The 23525-nt window shown below is 72.3% G+C and carries 14 protein-coding genes; 1 reads left to right on the top strand and 13 read right to left on the bottom strand.

Annotated features, from left to right (window positions below; all coding sequences use genetic code 11):
* Positions 1-4: 4 nt before the first annotated feature.
* The 11 genes from rpsL to ACFC1I_RS17985 all read right to left on the bottom strand — a co-directional run bounded on the left by rpsL (position 5) and on the right by ACFC1I_RS17985 (position 17949).
* Entirely contained in the window at positions 5-373 is a 369-nt protein-coding gene (gene rpsL / locus ACFC1I_RS18035; protein WP_018171438.1) for a 30S ribosomal protein S12, read from the bottom strand.
* A 350-nt stretch (positions 374-723) separates the two neighbouring features.
* Positions 724-1407: a hypothetical protein gene (locus ACFC1I_RS18030; RefSeq protein WP_376012561.1), complete on the bottom strand. Its 684-nt coding sequence runs from the start codon at positions 1405-1407 to the stop codon at positions 724-726.
* Positions 1404-3059 (bottom strand): DUF5684 domain-containing protein, encoded by a 1656-nt coding sequence (locus tag ACFC1I_RS18025; protein ID WP_376012558.1) that lies wholly within the window; start codon positions 3057-3059, stop codon positions 1404-1406. The genes ACFC1I_RS18030 and ACFC1I_RS18025 overlap by 4 nt, the downstream gene beginning before the upstream one ends.
* Positions 3056-5626 (bottom strand): transglutaminaseTgpA domain-containing protein, encoded by a 2571-nt coding sequence (locus ACFC1I_RS18020; RefSeq protein ID WP_376012555.1) that lies wholly within the window; start codon positions 5624-5626, stop codon positions 3056-3058. Before ACFC1I_RS18020 ends, ACFC1I_RS18025 begins: the two co-directional genes overlap by 4 nt.
* Positions 5623-7029, bottom strand: coding sequence for a DUF58 domain-containing protein (locus tag ACFC1I_RS18015; protein WP_376012552.1), 1407 nt, complete (start codon positions 7027-7029; stop codon positions 5623-5625). Before ACFC1I_RS18015 ends, ACFC1I_RS18020 begins: the two co-directional genes overlap by 4 nt.
* On the bottom strand, positions 7026-7991 hold the full coding sequence (locus ACFC1I_RS18010) for an AAA family ATPase (protein WP_376012549.1): 966 nt from the start codon (positions 7989-7991) through the stop codon (positions 7026-7028). Before ACFC1I_RS18010 ends, ACFC1I_RS18015 begins: the two co-directional genes overlap by 4 nt.
* Before the next feature lie 67 nt (positions 7992-8058).
* Positions 8059-14217: an Ig-like domain-containing protein gene (locus ACFC1I_RS18005; RefSeq protein ID WP_376012547.1), complete on the bottom strand. Its 6159-nt coding sequence runs from the start codon at positions 14215-14217 to the stop codon at positions 8059-8061.
* Complete coding sequence (locus ACFC1I_RS18000) at positions 14217-15362, bottom strand: serine/threonine-protein kinase (protein ID WP_376012544.1); 1146 nt, start codon at positions 15360-15362, stop codon at positions 14217-14219. The genes ACFC1I_RS18005 and ACFC1I_RS18000 overlap by 1 nt, the downstream gene beginning before the upstream one ends.
* Positions 15363-15537: 175 nt before the next feature.
* Entirely contained in the window at positions 15538-16206 is a 669-nt protein-coding gene (locus ACFC1I_RS17995; protein ID WP_376012541.1) for a spermidine/putrescine ABC transporter substrate-binding protein, read from the bottom strand.
* Positions 16207-16340: 134 nt separating this feature from the next.
* Positions 16341-16919: a hypothetical protein gene (locus ACFC1I_RS17990; RefSeq protein WP_376012538.1), complete on the bottom strand. Its 579-nt coding sequence runs from the start codon at positions 16917-16919 to the stop codon at positions 16341-16343.
* A 40-nt stretch (positions 16920-16959) separates the two neighbouring features.
* On the bottom strand, positions 16960-17949 hold the full coding sequence (locus tag ACFC1I_RS17985; protein ID WP_376012535.1) for an ABC transporter: 990 nt from the start codon (positions 17947-17949) through the stop codon (positions 16960-16962).
* A gap of 277 nt (positions 17950-18226) precedes the next feature.
* Here ACFC1I_RS17985 and ACFC1I_RS17980 point away from each other — a divergent pair, with 277 nt between their 5' ends.
* Positions 18227-18718, top strand: a complete 492-nt coding sequence (locus ACFC1I_RS17980; RefSeq protein WP_376012532.1) for a hypothetical protein — start codon at positions 18227-18229, stop codon at positions 18716-18718.
* A gap of 12 nt (positions 18719-18730) precedes the next feature.
* Here the strand turns inward: ACFC1I_RS17980 and ACFC1I_RS17975 are convergent, their stop codons facing one another.
* Both ACFC1I_RS17975 and rpoC read right to left on the bottom strand, forming a co-directional pair.
* Positions 18731-19345, bottom strand: a complete 615-nt coding sequence (locus ACFC1I_RS17975) for a hypothetical protein (RefSeq protein ID WP_376012529.1) — start codon at positions 19343-19345, stop codon at positions 18731-18733.
* A 278-nt stretch (positions 19346-19623) separates the two neighbouring features.
* Positions 19624-23496: a DNA-directed RNA polymerase subunit beta' gene (gene rpoC / locus ACFC1I_RS17970; protein WP_376012526.1), complete on the bottom strand. Its 3873-nt coding sequence runs from the start codon at positions 23494-23496 to the stop codon at positions 19624-19626.
* Positions 23497-23525: the final 29 nt, after the last annotated feature.

The raw sequence follows: 23525 nt of genomic DNA, 5'->3' as shown, positions 1-23525 counted from the left end.
TTTCTCAGCCCTTCTTCGCGCCGTAGCGGCTGCGAGCCTGCTTACGGTTCTTGACTGCCTGGGTGTCGAGCGCACCGCGGACGATCTTGTAGCGGACACCGGGGAGGTCCTTCACACGACCGCCGCGGACCAGCACGAGCGAGTGCTCCTGCAGGTTGTGGCCCTCGCCGGGGATGTAGGCGGTGACCTCGGTGCCGTTGCGGAGCTTGACACGGGCGACCTTGCGCATCGCCGAGTTCGGCTTCTTGGGCGTGGTCGTGTACACGCGGGTGCAGACACCCGCCTGCTGCGGGTTCGCCTTGAGCGCCGGCGCCTTGGTCTTCGAGACCTTGGGCGAGCGACCCTTGCGAACCAACTGCTGAATGGTTGGCACGTTCTCTCCTTGTTGTGCTGCACGGTGACAGCGTCGTGGTCTCCCCCGCCGCATCCGGATCTTGCGATTCGTGACGCTGCGGGCTCACGCTGACCCACCGACGCGCCAGAATGACTGTCACGCTTTTCGTTGGTGGGTATGCCGTGGGGGTGGCCTGTTCGCAGGCCGTTCCCTGAGATGCGGCGCTCGCACCGCTTTCCGCACCGAGGCACGGTCGACGGCGCGCGTGAGCGCACACCCGATCCATGATACGTGGGTTTCGGAGGTCGGGCAAACGCGGAAGCACGTCGCACGCCCAACAGGCTGGCGACACGCCGCGACACGGCCGATACCGCGCTCGGGAGCGTGCGTCAGCCGCCGGTCACCAGGACGACGAGCAGGATCGCTCCCGCGACGAGGAGGACGGATGCCGCGGCCACGACCGCGATCGCGCGGCGCCGGCGGCGCCGGCGACGGGCCGCGTCGGCGGCGGCGGTGTCGACGTACTGCTGCGGCTCGCGCCGGGCGGGCTCGCCGCGCGGCACCGTCGTCGGCGGGACCGCGCGGGCCGGGTAGACGACGCGCTCGGCCTCGGGACGGTGGGCGACCCGTCCGAGCGGGGCGGGGGCATCCGTGGCCGGCCGCTCGCCCTCTGCCGTCCGGGGGTCGGCCGTCACGGGGCCGCGGCGGCCGCGCGCGACGATCGTCGCGCCTGACCGCGGGTCCTCCGGCGTGTGCGCACCGCGGCGCGGGCCGGGCTGCGCGGACGCGGTCGCCGCCTGCGTCGGGATCCCGCTGTCGGATGTCGCCGCCGGCATCGGCAGCCCCGTCTCGGACGACGCGCTCGAGCGCGACGAGACGGCGGTCGCGTCGAGGTCGACCGGCAGATCGGGGGCCCGGTCGGCCGCTCCCGCGGCGCGACGGCCACCGCGTCGCGAGGGGAGCGTGCGGTCGTCGAGGGCGTCGTCGGCGTCGGCGCGGGGCCCCGCCGCGGGGGCCGGCGCCGGCGCCGAGCGCCGCGACAGGGCCGTGCGCTCGTCGTCCGGATCGATCACCCGTTGCTCCGCCGCAGCCGGACCTCGGCGTCGCCCAGCAGGAACCGGTCGCCCGCCTCCACCTCCTCGCCGGGAGGCGCCTCGACCTCGGTGCCCATCACGGTGGCGAACAGCACGCCGTTGGTGGAGCCGAGGTCGGTGACGTACCACTTGTCGTCACGCAGCCGCAGGCGCGCATGCGTCTTCGACACCGTGCCGTCCTGGATCGAGACCAGCTGTGCGCCCGGGTGCGCCGGGTCGGCGGCCGGCCGGCGACCCAGGATCACGATCTCCGAAGAGAGCGCGACGGGCTCACCGCTCGGCGGCACGATCGACCAGTCGGTGCGCTTCCGGCGGGCGATGACCGTCTGCTCGAGGATCTCGTGCTCGTCGGGGATCTCGGGCTTGGCGTGGAACGCCGACACCGACGACCGCGCCGAGCGCGGCGAGCCGGCGTCCGGCGCGCCGTGGATCGCCGACACGGGGCCTGAGATCTCGGGGAACGCCTCGGCCTCGTTCATCGGGGAGCGCGCGGGCGCCCAGGGCTCGCGCTCGTCGCCCGCCGCGGGCGCGGCCGGCACGCGCGTGACGGGCGGCCGTGTGATGCCGTCCTCGCCGGTGGTGGCGGTCTCGGGCGCGACGAAGGGCTCGGCGGTGCTGCGGGCGGGACCGCCGCCGGGCGTGACCGAGGCGACGGGAGGAACGGACGCGAGCGGCGTCGCGGGCACCGCCGAGATCGGCGCCGGCGCACCGGGCACAGCCCCGGTGACCTCGGCGCTCAGGTCGACGCCGTCGAGCGCGAAGCCCTGCCACGGGTCGGCGTCGCCCGAGCCGTTCCTGCTCACGTCGGCGGGCGAAGCGGCGACGGGCCGGCCGGGCAGCGGCGGCGGCGTCCAGCCGGCGACCGACGGCGCGGCATCGGGCGCGGAGGAGGGAACGGATGCCTCGGCGGCCGGTGCGACGGAAGCGGTCGGCGCGGCGGCTGCCGGAGGGATGGCCGCCGCCGGTGCGGCGTCCGCGGCGGAGTCGGGCATCGGCCGCGGCACGGGCGCGGGCCCGACCTGCGTCGGCACGCCGGCCGGAGGAGCGGATGCGGGCGGCGGTGCGAACCCGGCGCCGGCGCTGGTCGGCGCCGGAGGGTACGCCGCACCGGCGGCCGACGGCGCTGACGGGTACGCCTCAGAGGCCCCGGTCGGCGCACCGGGTGTGGTGAACTGCGGCAGCGGCGGGATCGACGCCGCCTCGGCCGACGTACGACGGACGCCTGCGCCGAAGGAAGCGGGGGACGAAGCATCCGTCTCCCGTCCGACCCAGCGCGCACTCCCCCAGCCGACGACGGACGCCCAGACCGGGAAGGCCAGGAAGGCGAGCACCGTCATGCCGGGGCCGAAGCCGAAGGCGACGTTCACGCGGTACAGCGCGATCGCCCAGACCGCGAGGAAGACGAGGCCCACGACCGGGACGAACATGAGGATCACGAGCCAGGGCGACAGGCCCGCCAGCTGGAGGACGACGACGGTGTTGAGGACCGGCACCCACGCCTTCCAGGCCTCGACGCCGGACTTGCGGAACACCGCCGACAGCGCGAGCGCGGTCCACACGTAGAGACCGGCGGACAGCAGCAGGATGAACAGGGTGCCGACGACGGCTGCGGTGGCATCAGTGGCGTTCATGGCATGGGACGCGCGGGCTCGGCCCGTCGTCTCCCCCTCTCTGCGAATCGCGTGCGGCCGCCCTTTTCGGGCGCCGTCGGGCGGAACAACGATCTCAACGATACGGTCGCAAGCGCTCCGCGCCAGAAACCGCGCTCACGTCGCAGGGCGCGCCGCTCCGCGTCGACCGCCTCCCAGTATCGCCGGGACTCGTCGGCCGAGAGGTCCGCGTGCGAGAAGACGGCGCGGTCGGCGCCCTGCGCGAGGGCGGCTCCGGCGGGAGTCGCGAAGGCCGCGGCGAGCTCGGAGCGGGTGGCGGTGCGGGATGCTGCGCGGCCGGTGTCGAGCGCCGCGTCGACGTACTCGTCCCAGCCGCCCGCGACGCGGGTGGCGGGCGTGCCGGTGCGACGACGGGACCGGCGGCGTGCGGCCTTCGTCCCGATCACGATGAGGAACGGGCCGAGCGCGAGCACCAGCACCAGCAGCGCGATGCCGCCGATCCGCAGCATCGGCCAGAGCCACGCCAGGTCGGTGCCGTCGTCCTCGTCGGCAGGTCGGTCGGCGGCCGAGTCCTCCTGCATGGGCTCGGGCGGCACGACCTCCTCGATCTCGTCGGGCCGCACCTCCGTGACGTTCTCGGGGTCGCGCTGCTCGGTGGTGTCGAGGCTGGGCGACTGGGCGTACTGCGGGGTCACGTCGATCGCGACCCAGTCGCCGGCGGCCGACTGCACCTCGGTCCATGCGGTGAGATCCTGCGCGCGGCAGGCGCCTTCGTCGCACGTCGAGAGCCCGGGCTCCGCTGCGGCCAGCCGCGCGCCCAGCACCACGCGGGACGGGAAGCCGAGCTCGCGGGCCATGAGCGCCACCGCGACGGCGAACTGCTCGTCGTCGCCGATCGCGGCGACGAAGTTGCCGGAAGCCACGGCCTTGGGGTCGGTCTCGCGTTCGAGCAGTCGCGCGAACATCGTGTCGACGCGGGCGAGCGAGTGGCCCGAGGCGCTGGGCTGGAACGCGTAGTCGGGGAGCGCCGCCACCCACGCCGGCTCCCCGGAGCCCTCGGAGCCCTCGGTGAGGCCGTGGCTGAGGTAGCCGCGCTCACGGAGCAGCGCGACCGCGCTGTCGAGGGCGGCGCCGCCGGACCCGACGGCATGCTCGTCGAGCCACGTGCGAAGGCTGTCCGGCGCGGCGACGCCGCCCGGGCTGCCGGGCGCGTCCAGCTCGGCGAGCCGCGGGGCGTCGGGCTCGATGCCGCGCACCACGAACGCGTCGCCCGGCTCGAACCCTCCCCCGGCGGTCTGCACTCCCGCCGACGCGGCGGAGTTGTAGTAGAAGCGGTCGGCGAGCGACGCGGCCCGGTCGCCGTCGAACGCGACGGCCTCGAGACGGCCGGCGGTCGGCATCCAGATGCCGTCCCACGCGTCGACCTCGATGCGCGCCGCGACCGGCGTGCCCTCGCCGGCGTCGAGCGCCGACGGCACCCGGATGAAGCGGCCGGCGTCGACAGCTCCCTCGCCGCCCGAACGGAACACCTCGCCGTCATAGGCATCGAGGGTCGCGAGGCGCACGCGCTCGGGGAGCATGCCCACCACGCCGTCGGTCACGACGGGCTCGACCGTGAACAGCACGTCGTCGGCGCGGCTGTCGGCGAACAGCGCGCGGTACTGCGACAGCGGGCTCACCTCGGCCGACAGGTCGATGTCGGGCCCCACGGCCGAACGCAGCACCTCGCGGTCCGCGCCGCGCGCCGCGAAGGGCACCACTGCGACGGCGATCGCGAGCGCCACCGCCACCATGCCGGCACCGAGTGCGGTGCGGCGGCGGTCGGCCGCCGAGGGGCGACGCGAGATGCGGACGCCGCTGGACGCCGCAGCCCGCTGCAGCGCGCGGACGCGCTCGTCGTGCGTGCGCCAGGCCAGCCACAGCAGGCACGCCACGAGGCCCGCGACACCGACCGCCGTCTCGACGGGCGCGTAGAGGAAGACCGGGCCGAGCTCGAGCGGGGCACTCACGGTGGTGCGGCCGAAGAAGAGCCCGAACGTGACCATGCCGAGGGCCACCGGCACCGCGGCGTACGCGGCGCGGTCCTCGCGCCACGCCAGGAGCAGCACCGTGCAGGTGCCGACGAGGAAGACGACGAGCGCGGGCACGAGCAGGTTGCGATACGAGCCGACCGGCAGCTCGACGGTGACGAGATCCTTCCAGCCCAGCACGAGCCCGCTCGCGAGCTCGCCGAGGCCGCGCACCAGGTCGTCGGGAGCGCCGAGGCGCGACGGCACCGCGAGGGGCACGCCGAGGATCAGGATCGCGAGGGCCAGGGCGCCGGCGACCGTCCACCCGGTCCAGCGCCGCCACCACCCGATCGCCGCGATCCCGCCGCCCACGAGGGTGCCGGCGACGGCGAGGAGGGCGAAGGTTCCCGAGCGGTAGATGGGCCACGCCGCCACGGCGGCGACGACGGCGATCACCGCGGCGAACCCTGCGCCGACCCACACGCGGGCGACGAGCCTCGATGCGCGCAGCCCCGGGGTGTCGGCGGCGCCGCGGGGCGCAGCATCCATCCGCCCCATCACCGGGATGGGCCCGCTCACGATGCCGCTCCCCTGAGCAGCAGGCCCGAGAGGTCTTCGAGGGTGCCGACGGTGAGCACCGTCATGCCCGAGAGCGGCTGCATCCGCGGGTGCGCGCGCTCGTCGCAGATGACGCCCACCACCGCGGTGTCGGCGGGGAACGCGAGAGCCGCCTGCTGCAGCCGCGTGAGCGGCACGCGCGAGCCCACCACGACGAACGCGATCGAGAGCCGCTCGCCCGACTCGGCGGTGAGCCGGCACACCTCGCCCACCGCCATCGTGCTCTCGAGAAGGTCGACGCCGCTGAAGCCGTCCAGCATGGGGCGGGGCGCCACCGCAGGGATGTGCTGGATCGCCCGGAGCCTGCCCCGCACGACCCGCGGGATCTCGGACCCGGTCACGATCTGCACGTCGCGGGCGTCGTGGACGGCGCGGAGGCCGAGCGACGCCGCGCACGACACGGCCAGTTCGAACTCGTCGGCATCCGCGTACTCGGCCTCGGCGACGGCGAGGACCACGGCCATGCGCGAGCGGCGCGACTCCTCGTACTGGCGCACCATGAGCCGCCCGGTCTTGGCCGTGGACCGCCAGTGGATCTGGCGCCGCGAGTCGCCCGGGGCGTACTCGCGGATCGCATGGAACGACATGTCGGCGTCGACCAGGCGGCGCGTCGGCGCGCCCTCGAGATCGCGGATGAGCCCCGCGCTCGTCGACGGCAGCGACACCGTGCGGGGGTGGACGTAGAGGTCGTGCACGTCGGGGAAGGAGTGCTCGCGGCGCAGCATGCCGATCGGGTCGCTGCGCACCGTCGTCGCGGGACCGACCGTCACGATGCCGCGCGTGAGGCCCGGGATGTCGAGCGGCTGCTCGACCGCATGACCCGGGCGCAGCAGCGGCACGCCGAACTCGACCAGCCCGGCGCCGACGGGGATGTCGATGCGGCCCGGCAGCGCCGTGCGGTGGCCGTCGTTGCGCACGTCGATGCGGCCCGTGACGCCCTCGCCCGCGACGACCCGCTCGTGCGTCAGCGACAGGTCGACGTCGTACGCGCGGGCGCCGAAGAGGAACGGCACGGCGGCGAGCAGGAGGATGACGGATGCCGCGCCCGCGACCATGAACTCGACCCAGCCGAACACGATCCCGAGGACGAGCCCCACCGTCGCCGCGACGGCGACGAGCGCACCCGCCGGCCGGATCGTCTGCGCGGCCCACTCGGCCGCCGTGGTGATGCCCGAGCCCGCAGCCCGCCACACGCGCGTCCACCACACGGCGGCGCGCACGAACGCGCGACCGCGGCGCGACTCGCCGACGCTCGTGGCCGTGGCGGTCACGTGCGTGCGGCCGGTCGTGCCGGTGACCTGGACGGTGCGCGTGAGGCGAGGCTCCATCGTCGTGGAGCCGCCGCGGCGCTCGGGGGTGCTCATACCGCTTCGCGCCTCGAGGGCGGCGCCACGTCGAGCAGCACCTGCCCGACCACGGTCTCGGGAGTGACGCCGTCGAACTCGGCCTCGGGATGCAGGATGAGGCGGTGCGACAGCACGGGCACGGCGAGCGTCTTGACGTCGTCGGGCGTCGCGTAGGTGCGGCCCTGCGCCGCGGCGCGCGTGCGGACAGCGCGTGTGAGGGCGAGGGCGCCTCGGATGCTGACGCCCAGGCGCACCTCGTCGGCCGTGCGGGTGCTGTCGACCAGGCGCGCGATGTAGTCGAGCACGAGCGCGTCCACGTACACCTCGGCGGCGAGATCGGCCATGCCGACGAGCGCCTGCGGCGTGATGATCGGCGTGAGCTCGGCGGTCGAGACGGCGGCGCCGTCGAGGATGCGGACGGTCGCTGCGTGATCGGGGTAGCCCAGCGACGTGCGCATCATGAAGCGGTCGAGCTGCGCCTCGGGCAGGCGGTAGGTGCCGGCCTGCTCCACCGGGTTCTGCGTGGCGAGCACGAGGAACGGCACACCCGCCTCCCGCGACACGCCGTCGATCGTGACGCGCCCCTCCTCCATCACCTCGAGGAGCGCGGACTGCGTCTTCGGGCTCGCCCGGTTGATCTCGTCGGCGAGCACGATGTTCGCGAAGATCGGCCCGGCGTGGAACTCGAAGACGCCTTCCTTCTGGTCGTAGACGCTGAGTCCCGTGATGTCGCTCGGCAGCAGGTCGGGCGTGAACTGGATGCGAGTGTTCGTGCCCTGCACCGACTGCGCCATCGCCCGCGCCAGCGATGTCTTGCCTGTCCCCGGGACGTCCTCGAGGAGCACGTGGCCGTCGCTCAGCATCGCGGTGAGCACGAGCTCGACGACATGGCGCTTGCCGAGCACGGCGCGCTCGACGTTGTCGGCGATCTGCCCGAACGTCTGCGCGAACCAGTCGGCCTGCTCCTGCGTGATTGTCATGTCGTTCCTTGGGGTCGGGGAAGGGAAGTGGATGCCGCGGCGCCGGCCGTGCGGCGGCGGTTCACGGTCAGGGGGTCGGCGGATCGGGGACGGCCGCGGGGGCACGGCCGCTCTGCCACGTGGTGGCGTCCCAGTAAGCCCCGGTGCCGTCGCCGAGGAGGACGTACTGCCCCTCAGTCCACGCCGTCGTCTGGCCGAGGGCGCCCAGCGAGTTGAGCTCGTTCAGGCCGCCGGGGAGTCGAGCGAAATCGGGAGTGAAGTGGCCGGGAGCGCCGGCGACGACGCCCGTCGGCAGCGGCTCGTTGGCCGTGCAGTTCGTGACGTTGAACGTCCTCGTCGCATCGTTCAGACCGAATGCGCCCCACGATGCGGTCCATGTGAGCCCTTCGATGCTCGCCGTGCCTCGCGGCACCTTCCACCCGCCTTCGTACGCGAGCTCACGGCCGTTCCTCGACCTGAAGACCGCGTTCGCGTCACTCCAGCTGATCGTCGCCTTGGTCCCGTTCGCGGACGACGAATCGCCGCCGAGCCGCAGGGTCGTTCCGCCTTCGCACGCCCCGATGCTCCAGTTCGCCCACACCTGGAAGGGGGCGCTCCCGGCAGCGGGGACGACGTTGGCGCGGGCGGACTCGGTGCCCCAGAAGCGGTGCCGGTACCAGACCTGGATGCCCTGGTCGGGGTTGTCGAACCTCGTCGACGGGTAGCCGGAGAACTGCACCTCGTTGTTCCGGGGAGGCCGTTCCGGTGAGGTGGGTTCTGATCCCACCACCCATTCGAAGCGGCCGCTGCCTTCGCGCGGAACCGGGCCGACGACGAACGTGTATCCGCTGGGCGCATCGGGTCGCCGTTCGGCACGCACCGTCGCAGTGGCGGTCGCCGTGCCGAAGGTCTGCCCGAACGCCCGGGATGCCACGCACATCGTGAACGAATACTCCTGGCCGTCGGCGAGACCCGGGAAGGTGAACGTGCGATCCGTCTGGGTCGGTGTGCACTGCCCCTGCTGCGAGACGCCGTAGAGCAGCGTCGAACCGTCGCCGTTCGGCACGGCCCCCGCCGTCGCCGTCACGGTCGAGGTGCCGTCTCCCGACGACGTCGCCTCCAGCGACAGGGTGGGATCGAGCGGCGCGCCCACGCCATTGGCCAGCACGGTGGCTGCGCGCCCCTCGAGGCTGCCCCCGAGTCCGTTCGGTATCTCGAAGCGCGAGTAGGGCGTGACGGTGATCTGCGTCCGTGAGTTGGTGCCGACGCGGTACCCGGGCACGACCAGCGTGGGGCGGTTGCCCGTGACCGGTACCCGCGCAGTCTCGCCGGTGTCGCTGCGGATCTCCAGGCTGCCCGTGGATGCGCTGTCGATGCCGTCGATCGTCAGCGAAACGATGCCGCCCTGGCCGTCGCTCGTCACCACCGGCTCTGCCGTGACATTCGACGGAGCGGACGGCGTGTCATACGCCCACGCCACGGCACGCACGCTCGACTTCGACTCGCCGACGGAGTTGACCGCCCATGCCTCGTACGTCCGCTGCTCACCGTTGGGCGCCGCAATCGCGGGACACGCGCCGTCGGCGGTGCAGCGGGCGACCTCCTGCCCGTTCGTGCGGATGACGAAGCCGGTCAGCCCCGGGTACGCGCGCCGTGCCTCGCCCGGGTCGACGCGCAGCGTGGCGCTGCCGTTCGCGTACGCGACCTGCGACACGCTGGCGGGGGCCTTGGGGTAGCCGAGCAGGTCGAGCAGCACACGGCCGTCGCGCTCTGAGCTGGTGATCCGCCCCTGGGCGTCGCGCACCGAGAACGTGGCCGAGCACGACGCCCCGGGGGCGTCGCCCGTCCAGGACGCGGTGACGGAGGTCGCCGACGCCACCGCAAAGCTCACGCCGGCGCACGCGCCGGTGGACCGCACGTCGACGAGCTCGAGCGGGGTGCCCGGCAGCGGGTTGACCTCTCCGTTCGCGCCGATCACCGGGATGGCGCACGACGACCCCGAGGCCTGCGTGCACTGCTGCACGACCGAGCCGCCCTGCGGGAGGGTCGACGGCGCTGCGCCGACGCGCAGGATCAGACGCGCGGGGGCGACGGCCGGGTGGCTCGTCACCGACACGATGACGACCTCCTCGGTGCCCGGCACAGCGCGGTCGGCGCCCGTGACGGTGAGGGTGGAACCGTTCTGGGTGACCTCGAACGCGCTGCCGGAGTGGTCTGTCGCGTAGGCGATGCCGTCCCAGTCCGCCCGCAGCTGCCAGGTCGTCATGGTCTTGAGGTCGTAGGCGGCGGTCTCGCCGGGGCCGGCGGTGATCGACGCGGGGCGCAACTCGGGCTGCGGGTCGCGCGGCTTCACCGTGATCGGCACCGACAGGTATGTCCAGTCGGCCTGGCCCTCCAGACGCACCGGAACCTGGCACGCGTCCACCCAGGGGGCGCCGGTCCCGGCGTCGTAGCGCACCGTCGTGCCGGACTCGACCGTGCAGGCCGCCTCAGGGCGGGCGCCGGAGGCCTTGACCTCGACGTCGACCTCCAGCCGTGTCCCCTTCGGGCGGGCGACGAGATCGTCCATGTCGAAAGAGGTCGACTCCTGCTCGGTGGCCTCGGGAGTCTTCGCTCCGGCGCGCAGGCTCAGCGCGAGGTCGTCGTCGCCCGGAACCCGCAGGAAGCCGTAGGACGTGACATCCTCGCCGGCGGTGCTCGTGCCGGTCACGGCGAACGGGATCAGCCGGGTCTTCTCCGGCAGTTCGCCGCGCAGCTGGCTGCCCCGCACCGACACGCCTTCGGGCTCGCCCCACAGCGACAGCGTCAGATCGTCCACGTCGCCGCCGGACCACGCGACCTTGCCGGCGAGCACGTCGACCCCGCGCGGGAAGTCGTCGCGCGTCTCGACCGTGAGGTTCGTGTCGGCGACCACCGGGAAGTCGGGCACGCTCTCGCGCACGACGCGCACGACGATGAGCCCGCGACCGGTGTTGCCCGACGATGACTCGACGTCGTACAGGAACGACATCGTCGTCGGTTCTTCGCCCGCCGCGATCAGCACGGTGGCATCGTCGACGTCGAGGATGCGGTCGTTCAGGCGCCCGTACTCCGGGTTCTCGCTGCCGTCGATGAGCGTGGTGGGCGCGTCCGGACGGACGGCCGTGACCGTCAGCGCACCCATCGTCGGGTCGACGTCGTTGGACAGGGGACTCACGCGGATCGTGTTCCCCTGGCCGGCCTGCACCTGGACGTAGTCGGTATAGGTGATCGGGCTCGGGTTCGCCTCGCCGTCGAGCACGCCGATGCGCACGGTGCCGTCGGCGCTCTCGCCGAACGAGTCGACCACGCGGTAGCGGAACGAGACCTGCCCCTTGTCGCCGGGAACGCTGGTATAGATGATGGATGCCCCGTCCGCGGCGATCGTCGCGGCACCGCGCTGCGGCTGCTCGACGATGCGGTCCAGGGTCACGACGTCGCCGTCGGGGTCCATGCCGAAGCCGTCGAACTCGACCTGCGCGGACTGGCCGCTGAGCACGCGGCCCTCCATGGTGTCGGCGGTCGGCGCCCGGTTGGCGTCATCGTCGATCACCTGCACCCGAACGGTCGCGGCGTCGGCGAGAGAGGGCGAGCCGGTGGTGAAGACCGAGTAGTCGACGCCGTACTCCCCCGGCTCCTCGGGCGCGAGGTAGCGCAGCACGTCTCCCGAGGCGAAGGCGAGCGCCTCGGGCGTCGAGGAGACCACCGACGCGGGGTTGAGCGTCGGACGCCCGCCGGACGGCGAGATGTCGTTGTCGAGGACGGGGATGTCGAGCTGGGCGCCGGCGCGCACGACGACGGTGTCGTCGACCGCGATGGGCGCGAGTTCGGGAGCCGGCGGCAGCAGGTACACGGTGGCCTGGCCCTGCACGCTCGAGCCGGCGTCCTCGGTGCCGTCGCTCACGAGATACGTCACGGTGCCGAGCCGGCCGGGACTGCCGTCCGCCGTCGTCCCCGACACGCGAAGGTGGTTCTGCCCCACCGCGTCGACCGACAGGGTGGCGCCGTCGTCGGCGCGCGCGACGACGTCGCTGAGCAGCAGCACGCGGCGTGTCGGGTTCGAGACGGCGTCGAAGACCTCGAGCGTCGCGTCCTCCTGCGGGTGGACGAACGCCACCACGGGCGAAGTCGCGAGCTGTGCAGGGGCGTCGGCCGGCAGCAGCGTGATCCGTGCCGTGGCGGTCGCCTCGCTCGTGCCGTCCGTCACGGTGAAGTCGACGCGATAGCTGCCGGGGTTCTTGGAAGCGAAGTCGAACGACGTCGAGCCGCCCACGACGGTCGCGGTCGCCGCGGCATCGTCGAGCACGCGGACGGAGTCGAGGGAGAGCATGCCCGCGGTGCCGGTGACGTGGTCCGCCACGTCGACCGTGATGCTCGACGCGACAGTGTCGGTCACGGCGAACGACTGCACAGCGAGCTTCGGCTGCGGTGACACCCGCACCGCGAGCGACTTGACCGCCGTCTGCCCCTGCGTGTCGGCGACCGTGACCGACAGTTCGATCATCTGCTCGCCGGTCTGGCCGTCGTCGCTGTGCTGGTACACGACGTCGCCGCCGGGCGTGGCCGCGACGCTGCCCACCCCGGTCTGGTTCTCGACGGACAGCAGCAGCAGCGGGTCGCCCTCCGGGTCGACCCAGCCGTTCAGCACCGGCACCGTCACCGTGCCGCCGAGTGCGACCTCCGGCTGGGGCCACTCCACGAGGCAGCGTTCGACGCCGCACCATTCCGGCGCGGACTCCGCGCCGGCTCCCGCGACGGTGAGCGTCACCGTCGTGGGCTCCGAGTTCAGCCCGTTCTCGGCTGTGCCGTCGGTGACGGCGTACGAGAAGGTCGCCGACCCGCTCGCGTTCGGTGCGACCTGCACGGCGAACCGCTGGCCGTCGTCGGTGACCGACACGGTGCCGAATCCCGGGTCGAGCCCGGTGACCGACGACGGGTCGATCGTCAGCACGTCCTCGTTCGGATCGTGATCGTTCAGCAGCACCGGAAGGGTCGCGAGCGCACCGGCGCGCACGCCGAACGCGTCGGGCTCCGCGATGGGCGGCTTCGGGTCGAGGACGACCTGCAGCTGCTCGTCGCTCGGGACGGCTTCCGGATCGGTGCGGTCGTCCAGCGTCCAGTCCTGGCTCGACGTGATCAGCGCGCCGTCGGGCACCGACCAGGCCCAGCCCGATCGCGTCTCGTTGAGGATGACCGTCGACGACCCGGCGACGAATGCCGGGCGGCGGGCGTCCCCCATGGTCTTGCCGTCGTAGTCGAGCGCGACGGTGCCCTCGTCGGAGCGCCACAGCAGGCCACCGGTGTCTCCCTGACCGAGCCACGCGGCGTACGTCACGCCGTCGTGGGTGATCGGCTGCGCCGGCGTGCCCACGACAGCGCCGGTGCCGCCGCCCACCTCGACCTGCATGCCGGACCCGTCGACCGGCACTCGCACGAGGGTGGTGTCGTCGGCGAGGTAGACGTCCGAGCCGTGGGCGTCAGGCGCCCCGAGCACCAGGGCACCCGTGACCGGCGCCTTCGCGACGGCGCTCTGGCCCCGCAGCCAGACGTCGCCGTCCTCAGTGTCGACGACAGCCCACGCGTCACCGGCTGCGGTGATGGCCGGAGTCGACAGACCTTCGGGGTCGAAGACGTCGCGACCGCGCGCATCCCCCGCGCCGATGTCGTACCGCAGCACCGAGCCGTCGGCGCGGGAGTAGGCGAACAGCATGCCGCGGGTGTCGACGGCGATGGCATCGGCGGTGTACTGGGGCGCGCTCTCGTCGTCGGACGGGTACGGGTCCAGCTTGGTGGCGTCCCCGCCCGACAGGCGCCCGGCGTAGAGGGCGCCCGAGTCGGTGAGGTAGGCGACCCAGTCCCCCGCGGTCACCGCCTCGGTCGTGCCGGCCGGGGTCTTCTGCGAGGACTCCAGCGCCTCCTCGTCGAGATCTGCGGGCATCGCGGCGTCGATGCGCGTGAGCGTCGAGTAGCTGTCGCTGAAGAGGTACGCGGCATCCCCTGTCTGCACCACCTGGTCGGGATTGTTGATGCTGCGGACGGTGTCGAGCTCGCCGACCGACGTGTTCACGCGGGCGTAGCGGCGGCCATCGCCTGTCTGCAGCGCCCACACCGCGGTGTCGACGTCGGGCGTCTCCTGGGCGTCGAGCCCGGGCCACACGATGCTGATGCCGATGACGGTGACCACCACCGCTCCGGCGGCGACGAGGCCGGTGATCGTGCCCCGTCGCATCAGAGGACCCCCGCGGCCATCAGCGCCACGACGACCGCGCCGGCGCCGGCGACGAGGCCCGCCCCGATGCCGATGGCCCACGGCAGCAGGGCACGCGCACGTCCGCGCCGGCGGGCGGGCGCCGAGATCTCGGTGTCCTCGTCGCGGGCGAGCTGCGCCACGCCGGTGCCGGCGTGGCTCTTGCGGGTGAGGTCGCGCTCCACGCGCGAACGCGCGGGCCCGCGGAGCGCCGAATCGCTGAAATCGACGGGGGCGGATGCTGGGGACCACTCCGCATCGGGGATCTCGAGGGGCGTCGGCGACAGGCCGAGCCCGGACTGCACCTCGCGCAGCGCCTCGCCGAACGCACGCGCGGAGTCGTAGCGACGCCCCGGATCGCGGCTCATCGCGGTCGCGAGCACGGACTGCAGCGACGCCGGAACGTCGGCCCGCGGGATCTCGACATAGCTGGCGCGCGCGATGCGCTTGCGCAGCAGCTCCTTGGTGTTCTGGCCGCGCTCACGGCGCTCGAACGGGCTGTGGCCCGCCAGCAGCGAGTACACCGTGGCGCCGATGCTCCACACCTCGCTGGTCACTGTGCCGCTGGTCTGCTCGGCGACGACCTCGGGGGCGCTCCACGGGATCGACATCGCCAGCACCTCGCCGCCGCTCTTGCGCTGCAGCGAGGCCGAGATGCCGAAGTCCGCGAGCACCGGTGTGCCGAACGTGGTGATGAGGATGTTGCTCGGCTTGACGTCGCGGTGGATGAGGCCTGCGCGGTGCGCCGACTCCAGCGCGCTCGCCATGCGCACGCCGATCGCGAGCACCTCCTCCACGGGGAGTCGCTCGACCCGGTACCGCTGCGCGAGCGAGCCCGGGCAGTACTCCATGACGATGTACGGGCGGCCGTCGGCCGAGATGCTCGCCTGGTACACCGTCACGATCGACGGGTGCGCCGACAGGTGCGCGAGCACGTCGGCCTCGGCGTTGAACATGCGTCTGAGCTCGGGGTCGCGCACGTCGCTGGGCATCACCTTCACGGCGACGTTGCGGCGCGGCATGTCCTGCTCGTACAGGAAGACGTCGGCGAAGCCGCCCGAGCCGAGCGGGCGGATGTAGGCCAGCCCCGGGAGGATCGGAGGCGCCGAAGGAAGCCGCGCAGCCACCACCACACCTCCCCGCAGTCCGATACCGTCGCACTCTTGCCGCCCACACGACAACAAACCCGGTCATGCTAACAAAACCCACCTCCCGGGAAGCCGCATGGCGGACAGGGATGTGGAGAGCGCAAGCGCGTGCGGCGGGCCGGCACCGGACCGTGCCGCACTGACGGAGCCGACGTCAGTCTATCCGCGGAGCGTCCCCGGGGTCGTGGGGGTCGAACGGTGCGTCGAGCGACTTCGTGAGATCGGCGAGCATCGCCTCGATCTGGGGCTCGACGTACTCGGTCACCGCGGCCTGGATGCGCAGGCGATGGTGCAGCAGGATCGTGCACACCTCACGCCCCACCATGTTCGCGTAGTCGTCCGCGAGCCCGACCTCCTGGCGGAGCGCCGCCTTGGCCTCTTCGCTCAGCGGGGGCAGCGCGGGAACGTGCGCGTCGGCCTCCTCGGCGAGCCCTGCGATCGTGAACAGGAACGGCGCGCCCGGCACCGGATCCGGGTCGAGCGGCAGTCCCTCGAACTCGGGGGCGAGTCCCTCGCCCGGGCGGTAGCTGCGCGCCCGGTTGCGGGCGGCCTGCTGGTCGAGCTCAGCCTGCAGCATGGGCAGGTTCAGCGCCGTGTACTCGGCGACCGAGCGGTCGACGATCGTCTTGATGCGGGTCGACAGGCCGTGCTGCACGCCGTGCGGCACGTCGGCGCCGAGTCCCGCCGCCGAGAGGACCGGCGATCCGAAGCAGCGACGGCAGGGTGCCGTCCGGCCGTGGTGCGTCGCGGGCTCCCAGCGGGGCACCCACGCGAGCCAGGCGTCCACCGCCTGGCTGACCTGGGTCTCGAGCGACCGCTCCACCTGACCAACGCTAGTGCCAGGCCCCGGTACTCACGCAGATTTCCGCGGCCGCCTGCCCAATTCCCCTCCTGCGAAGTCCGGACGTCGCGGAATCGGATGCTGCGACCGCGGGGGCCGGCGCCTCGGCCACCGGATCACTCGTCGAACTCGTCCTCCCAGGGCCAGCGCGGGCGGCGGGCGCGGGTGCGCACGAGCGCGATGCCCGCCCACGACGAGACGAAGGCGGCGGCCGCCACGACGACGCCGAACCACGTGGTCGCGAGGCGTCCGACCACCGCGGTCGCGACGCCGAGGTCGGCACCGGTGAACACGGCCCCGAACCACACTCCCCCGAGGTAGGCGAGGAAGGTCGCGGCGGTCGTCCACGCGGCTCCCCAGTACGACGGATGCTGCGCCCCCGCGCCTGCAACGGCACCGGCGCCCGCGGCGGCCGGTGAGGCGGCGCGCGCGGGGGGCGCAGCATCCGTCCGCCGTCCGGTGCGGGCGATCGCGGCCCAGAGGCCCCCGCCGAACGCGAGCGTCGCGCACACGACACCCGTGATGCCGGGAACCTGCCCGAGGCCGGGGGTGGCGATGACGTCCTCGCCGGTCGCGAGGCTCGTCATGCCGAGCCCGAAGATCAGCAGCGCGACGAAGCCCATCGTCGCGAAGGCGAGTGCGACGGGCGGTCGCACGGGTCCTTGCGACGGCCCTTCGGAACCGTCAGCGGCCATGCCGCCAGCCTACGTCGGCGGGCACGACCGCGAACGGGACCTACGCGCGTACCAGCTGCGGCCCGGCCTCGAGCGTGCGCTCGTACTCGCGCTGGGCCTCGATGTTGAGCTCGGTGACGCGCTTCGCGCGCGCGGCGGCCCAGGCGCCGAACCAGATCGTGAGCTCACGGCCGATGATGAACGCGGCGATCGCCAGCGGCGCCAGCAGCTCGCCCTCGACGAGCTTCGCGCCCTCGCTGGCGGTGAGGTTCCAGAACGGCGCCTGGAACAGCGCGCCCAGGATGTGCCCGCCGTACGCGGCGACGCCCACGAGGATGCCGAAGACCACCCAGTGGCCCCAGCGGCCGCGGTTGACGATGGCACCGAGCAGCCAGAAGCCGATGAAGAACACCACCACGGGCACCCACAGCGACCAGGTCGCGAGGGCCTCGAGAGCGGTGGTGCCGACGTTCGCGCCGGTGACGTCGCCCTTGATCGCGTCGACGCCGAGCCACACCCCGAGGTAGAGCACGGCGAACGCGACGGCGGCGAGGAGGCCGATCGCTCCCGCGGCGGCGCGGTTGCCGCGCGGGCGCGGCGCCTCGGGCGCCTGCACGAAGATCGGCTGCGGGGCGGCCGCGGCGACGACGGCGGGCTCGGCGACGACGGGCTCGCTCGGGGTCACGACGGGCGGCACCACGACGGTCGGCGAGTCGTCGGCGGCGGGAGCGGGGGTCGCGGTCGAGGTGTAGTCCAGCGACGCGGCCTCGGGCGAGTCCCACGGGTCGGGCTCGGCGGCGGCCGGCGCGTCGGCGGTCGTCGCGGGGGCGTCTGCGGCCGCGGTGCCGTCCGCAGCAGAGGCGGCGGGCGCGTCGGAGGCCGCGGCGTCGGAGGCGGCGGCGGGGGTCTCTGCGGCGGAAGCCTCGGCGGCACCGGCATCACGGCGGGCGGCCTCGGCGTCGGCGAGACCTTCGTTCGCACGGCCGACGACGTCGTCGACGCCGTGCGGCTCCTCGACGGGTTCGCCGTAGGTCGACTTGGGGTCACTCATCGCAGGCACTCCTCACGCAGGGCTGATCCCCGCAGATGGCAGAGTAGCCCGCCATTCCGCGCACACGGCGGAGGCGTGCCGGAGGAATCCGCGCCTGCCCCACTACCCTGAGCCCATGGCACCACGGGCGTCCCGACTCTCCGCGGCCTCGGCTGGGCCCCCGCCACCTGAGGCGCCGCGACGCGCGCCGGTGCGGCGTGGAGTGGTCGCGGGGGCCGCGCTCCTCGCACTCGCCGCGCTGACGGCCTGCGCGCCCGACGCGCCTTCGGGTGGGGGCATGACCTTCACGCCGACGCCGTCGTCCTCGACCTCGGGGGCCGCGACCCCCACCCCGACGCCGTCGCCCACGGCCCGGGCCGAGATCCCCGACGACTGCCGCGCGATCCTCACCGCCGACGTGCTCGCGCAGCTCGAGGGCGTGCCGCTCAACGATCCCGCCTTCGGCGCGTCGGGATCCCAGCCCGACGGCAGCCTGGTGTGCGTCTGGCGCGACCCCGCGTCCGACACCACCGGCCTCGTCACCACGATCAGCTACATGTCCCGCGGGCCGGCGCTCGACATGCTCAACAAGCTCGTCACCGACGAGGGGTACACCTGCTACACCCCCGACGGCGGCACGCGCTGCGAGAAGACCTGGCCGAACGAGACCTACCCGGTCACCGACGGGCGCACGCTGTTCTGGCGCGACGACATCCTCATCGACACGAAGTACTCGAACCTCGCGCCCTCGGGCTACACGGCGGCCGTCGTCTCCAGCATCTTCGGGTGAGCGTCGCGGCGGTCAGCCGAACACCGTGCGGTCGAGCCGCGCGCCGTAGTCCTCGGGATGCCAGTCCGTCTCGACGCTGACGAGCCACAGCCCGTCGCGCAGGGTGTGCTCCTCGCGCACTGCGCCCTGCGTGCGCTCGCACACCGTGGCCCCCTCCCCCGTGCGGCACGAGAACCCGTCGCCCGCCAGCGCGGCCTCGGCGATCGTGACCGCGTCCGCACCGACCTTCGACAGCGTCGTGACGATGCCGCCCGCGTCGAACCGCCACGTGCAGGTCACCACCACGTCGGGCGCGGCCGCGTCGGCGAACGCCGTCGCCGTCGTCGCGGGCGCCGCCGTCGACTGGCCGAGCAGCGATCCCTCGTGCCACGTCAGCTCGTTCCACAGGTCGTCGGAGTACAGCGTGCGGCAGTCGACCGCACCCCCCTCGGCCGCGGTCTGCGCGGGGGTGCGCTCCGGCGTCGCCGCCGGCCGCGGCGCGGTGGCGCCCCGCAGTGTGTCGCCGACCCACGTGACGGCCACGGGCACCATCGGCAGCGCCAGCCACACGAGCGACGCGACGACCGCGGCGCACAGCATCCCGGCGGGCACGGCGATCCACGGGTTGCGTCCGCCGATCCTCGCCATGGGGCCCCCACCTCCGTCTCCACGGTAAGCCGGGATGACGGATGCTGCGCCCCGGCGCGCGCGGTGCCCTCGAACAAGCCCCGGGCCGAGGCATCCACCCCTCCTTCGAATGTGCCGAAACACGGGTCGGTGACGGCGACACGCCGGGAACGGATGCTGCGCCCCGGCGTGTCGCGTGATCCACCCGTGTTTCGGGGCGGAGGACGCCGGGAACGACGAACGGCCCCGGTCGGAACCGGGGCCGTTCGGCGAGGATCAGGGTCTCAGCGACCCGGAACTCAGTTGTAGTCGGTGGTGAAACCGTCGGTGGAGAAGCTGTCGAAGTCGACGTAACTCAGGTCGGCGTCGGTGTACGCGCCGTCCGAGGCGAAGATGCGGTTGGGGTACCGCTCGCTCTTGGCCTCCTCCGTCGCCTCGACCGTGACGTTGCGGTACTTCGCAAGACCGGTTCCGGCGGGGATGAGCTTTCCGATGATGACGTTCTCCTTGAGGCCGACGAGCGGGTCGCTCTTGCCCTCCATGGCCGCCTGCGTGAGGACGCGGGTGGTCTCCTGGAACGACGCGGCCGACAGCCACGACTCCGTCGCGAGCGACGCCTTCGTGATACCCATCAGCTCGGGACGACCCGACGCGGGGCGCTTGCCCTCGCCGACCGCCTCGCGGTTGATCGACTGGTAGCGCTTGAAGTCCACCAGCTCACCCGGCAGCAGCGTGGTGTCGCCGTGGTCGACCACGGTGACCTTCCGCAGCATCTGACGGACGATGACCTCGATGTGCTTGTCGTGGATCGGCACACCCTGCGAGCGGTACACGCCCTGGACGCCGTTCACGAGGTACTTCTGCACCTCGCGCGCACCCTGCACGCGCATGACCTCCTTGGGGTCGAGCGTGCCGACCTGCAGGGGCTGACCGACGGTGACGTGCTGACCGTCCTCGACCAGGAGCGTCGCGCGCTTCAGGACCGGGTAGACGTGCGGCTCGTCGCCGTTGTCGGGCGTGAGGATGACCTTCTTCGACTTCTCGGTCTCGTCGATGGTGATGCGACCGTCGGACTCTGCGATCGGCGACGCACCCTTCGGGGTGCGGGCCTCGAACAGCTCCTGCACGCGGGGAAGACCCTGCGTGATGTCGTCGGCCGAGGCCGAACCACCGGTGTGGAAGGTACGCATCGTCAGCTGCGTGCCGGGCTCACCGATCGACTGGGCCGCGATGATGCCGACGGCCTCGCCGATGTCGACGATCTTGCCGGTCGCGAGCGAACGGCCGTAGCACTTCGCGCAGACGCCGACCGCCGAGTCGCAGGTGAGCACCGAGCGCACCTTGATGGACTCGACACCCGCCTCGACCAGCTTGTCGATGAGCACGTCGCCGACGTCCTCACCGGCCGAGGCGACGACCTCGCCCGAGGGCGAGACCGCGTCGGCCGCGAGCGTGCGGGCGAACACCGAGTTCTCGACGTTCGCGTCGCGCACCAGCGTGCCGTCGGCGCCCGGGGCGGCGATGGTGAACTCGAGACCCTTGGTCGTGCCGCAGTCCTCCTCGCGGATGATGACATCCTGCGAGACGTCCACCAGACGACGCGTCAGGTAGCCCGAGTCGGCGGTACGGAGGGCCGTGTCGGCCAGACCCTTACGGGCACCGTGCGTCGCGATGAAGTACTCCGCCACCGACAGACCCTCGCGGTACGAGGAGATGATCGGACGGGGGATGATCTCACCCTTCGGGTTGTTCACCAGGCCTCGCATACCCGCGATGTTGCGGATCTGCAGCCAGTTACCACGAGCACCCGACGACACCATGCGGTTGATGGTGTTGTTCGCGGGGAAGTGGTCGCGCATCGCCTTCTGGACCTCGTCGGTCGCCTCGGTCCAGATCTTGATGAGCTCCTGACGACGCTCGGCGTCGGTGGTGAGACCCTTCTCGAACTGGCCCTGGACCTTCGCGGCCTGCTTCTCGTAGCCGGCGACGATCTCGGCCTTGTTCGGCGGCGTGAGGATGTCGCTCAGCGCCACCGTGACACCCGAACGGGTGGCCCAGTAGAAGCCGGCGTCCTTGATGCGGTCGAGCGAAGCCGCGACCTCCACCTTCGGGTACTCCTCGGCGAGCTTGTTGACGATCTGCGACAGCTTGCCCTTGTCGGCCTGCTCGCGGACGAACGGGTAGCCCTTGGGGAGCGTGTCGTTGAAGATCGCCTGGCCGAGCGACGCGTCCACGAGGCCGTGGCGCTCGTAGCCCTCGGGGGCTTCGCCCTCGAGGAACGCGAGACCCGGGATGCGGATGCGGACCTTGGCCTGCAGGTCGAGGGTGCCCTCGTCCTTGGCCAGGATGGCCTCGCCGACCGAGCCGAACACGCGGCCCTCGCCGGCAGCACCCTCGATGACCGTGGTCAGGTGGTGCAGACCGATGATCATGTCCTGCGAGGGCAGGGTCACCGGGCGGCCGTCCGACGGCTTGAGGATGTTGTTCGAGGCGAGCATCAGGATGCGGGCCTCGGCCTGGGCCTCGACCGACAGCGGCAGGTGCACGGCCATCTGGTCACCGTCGAAGTCCGCGTTGAAGGCGGCGCAGACGAGCGGGTGCAGCTGGATGGCCTTGCCCTCGACGAGCTGCGGCTCGAAGGCCTGGATGCCGAGACGGTGCAGCGTGGGCGCGCGGTTGAGCAGCACGGGACGCTCGCGGATGATCTCCTCAAGCACGTCCCACACCTCGGGACGCGTGCGCTCGACGGCGCGCTTGGCCGCCTTGATGTTCTGCGAGTGACCGAGGTCGATCAGGCGCTTGATCACGAACGGCTTGAACAGCTCGAGCGCCATCTGCTTGGGCAGACCGCACTGGTGGAGCTTGAGCTGCGGACCCACGATGATGACCGAACGGCCCGAGTAGTCCACGCGCTTGCCGAGCAGGTTCTGGCGGAAGCGACCCTGCTTTCCCTTGAGCATGTCGCTCAGGGACTTGAGGGCGCGGTTGCCGGTACCGGTGACGGGGCGACCACGGCGGCCGTTGTCGAACAGCGCGTCGACGGCCTCCTGCAGCATGCGCTTCTCGTTGTTGACGATGATCTCGGGGGCACCGAGGTCGATCAGGCGACGGAGGCGGTTGTTGCGGTTGATCACGCGACGGTAGAGGTCATTCAGGTCGGAGGTCGCGAAGCGGCCACCGTCCAGCTGCACCATCGGGCGCAGCTCCGGCGGGATCACCGGGACGACGTCGAGCACCATCGAGGCCGGCGACATGCCGGTCTGGAGGAACGAGTTGACGACCTTCAGGCGCTTGATCGCACGGATCTTGCGCTGGCCCTTGCCCTCCGAGATCTGCAGGTGCAGGCTGTCGGCCTCGGCCGCCAGGTCGAAGGCCTCGAGGCGACGCTTGATCGACTCCGCGCCCATGTGGGCCTCGAAGTACTGACCGAAGCGGTCCTGGAGCTCGTGGAAGATCTCGTCCTCGCCCTTGAGCTGGCCGACCTCGAGCGTGCGGAAGTCCTCCCACACCTTCTCGAGACGGGTGATCTGGTCGTCGGTGCCCTTGCGGATCGACGCCATCTCCTTCTCGGCGGCGTCCTTGACCTTCTTCTTCTGGTCGGCCTTGGCACCCTCCTCCTCGAGCGCGGCGAGCTCCTCCTCCAGCTTCTGGAGGCGAGCGGCGACACGCGCGTCGCGGCGGTCGGCGAGCGTCTTGAGCTCGAGGCGGATGTTGTTCTCCTGCGTCGACAGGTCGCGGTGACGCGCGTCCTGGTCGACCGAGATCACCATGTACGCGGCGAAGTAGATGACCTTCTCGAGGTCCTTCGGCGCCATGTCGAGCAGGTACCCGAGGCGCGAGGGCACGCCCTTGAAGTACCAGATGTGCGTGACGGGCGCGGCGAGCTCGATGTGGCCCATGCGCTCACGGCGGACCGAGGACTTGGTGACCTCGACGCCGCAGCGCTCGCAGACGATGCCCTTGAAGCGGACGCGCTTGTACTTGCCGCACGCGCACTCCCAGTCGCGCGAGGGTCCGAAGATCTGCTCGCCGAACAGACCGTCCTTCTCGGGCTTCAGGGTGCGGTAGTTGATGGTCTCGGGCTTCTTGACCTCGCCGTAGGACCAACGACGGATGTCGTCAGCGGTGGCCAGGCCGATGCGAAGCTGATCGAAAGTGGTTGATTCGAGCACTGGTTCTCCTGTGTCGGAAATTCGTTCGT

Origin of the sequence: Microbacterium sp. NPDC056044, assembly GCF_042267145.1 — a bacterium.
Classification (GTDB): Bacteria; Actinomycetota; Actinomycetes; order Actinomycetales; family Microbacteriaceae; genus Microbacterium.
This window is presented reverse-complemented; position numbering and strand designations above follow the sequence as displayed.

What these genes read in the sequence shown, in the direction of transcription:
- ACFC1I_RS18025 (WP_376012558.1), bottom strand. Translation starts at nt 3,059, where the DNA reads ATGAACGCCACTGATGCCACCGCAGCCGTCGTCGGCACCCTGTTCATC.
- ACFC1I_RS18015 (WP_376012552.1), bottom strand. Translation starts at nt 7,029, where the DNA reads ATGAGCACCCCCGAGCGCCGCGGCGGCTCCACGACGATGGAGCCTCGC.
- ACFC1I_RS18010 (WP_376012549.1), bottom strand. Translation starts at nt 7,991, where the DNA reads ATGACAATCACGCAGGAGCAGGCCGACTGGTTCGCGCAGACGTTCGGG.
- ACFC1I_RS18005 (WP_376012547.1), bottom strand. Translation starts at nt 14,217, where the DNA reads ATGCGACGGGGCACGATCACCGGCCTCGTCGCCGCCGGAGCGGTGGTG.
- ACFC1I_RS17990 (WP_376012538.1), bottom strand. Translation starts at nt 16,919, where the DNA reads ATGGCCGCTGACGGTTCCGAAGGGCCGTCGCAAGGACCCGTGCGACCG.
- ACFC1I_RS17985 (WP_376012535.1), bottom strand. Translation starts at nt 17,949, where the DNA reads ATGAGTGACCCCAAGTCGACCTACGGCGAACCCGTCGAGGAGCCGCAC.
- ACFC1I_RS17980 (WP_376012532.1), top strand. Translation starts at nt 18,227, where the DNA reads ATGACCTTCACGCCGACGCCGTCGTCCTCGACCTCGGGGGCCGCGACC.
- ACFC1I_RS17975 (WP_376012529.1), bottom strand. Translation starts at nt 19,345, where the DNA reads ATGGCGAGGATCGGCGGACGCAACCCGTGGATCGCCGTGCCCGCCGGG.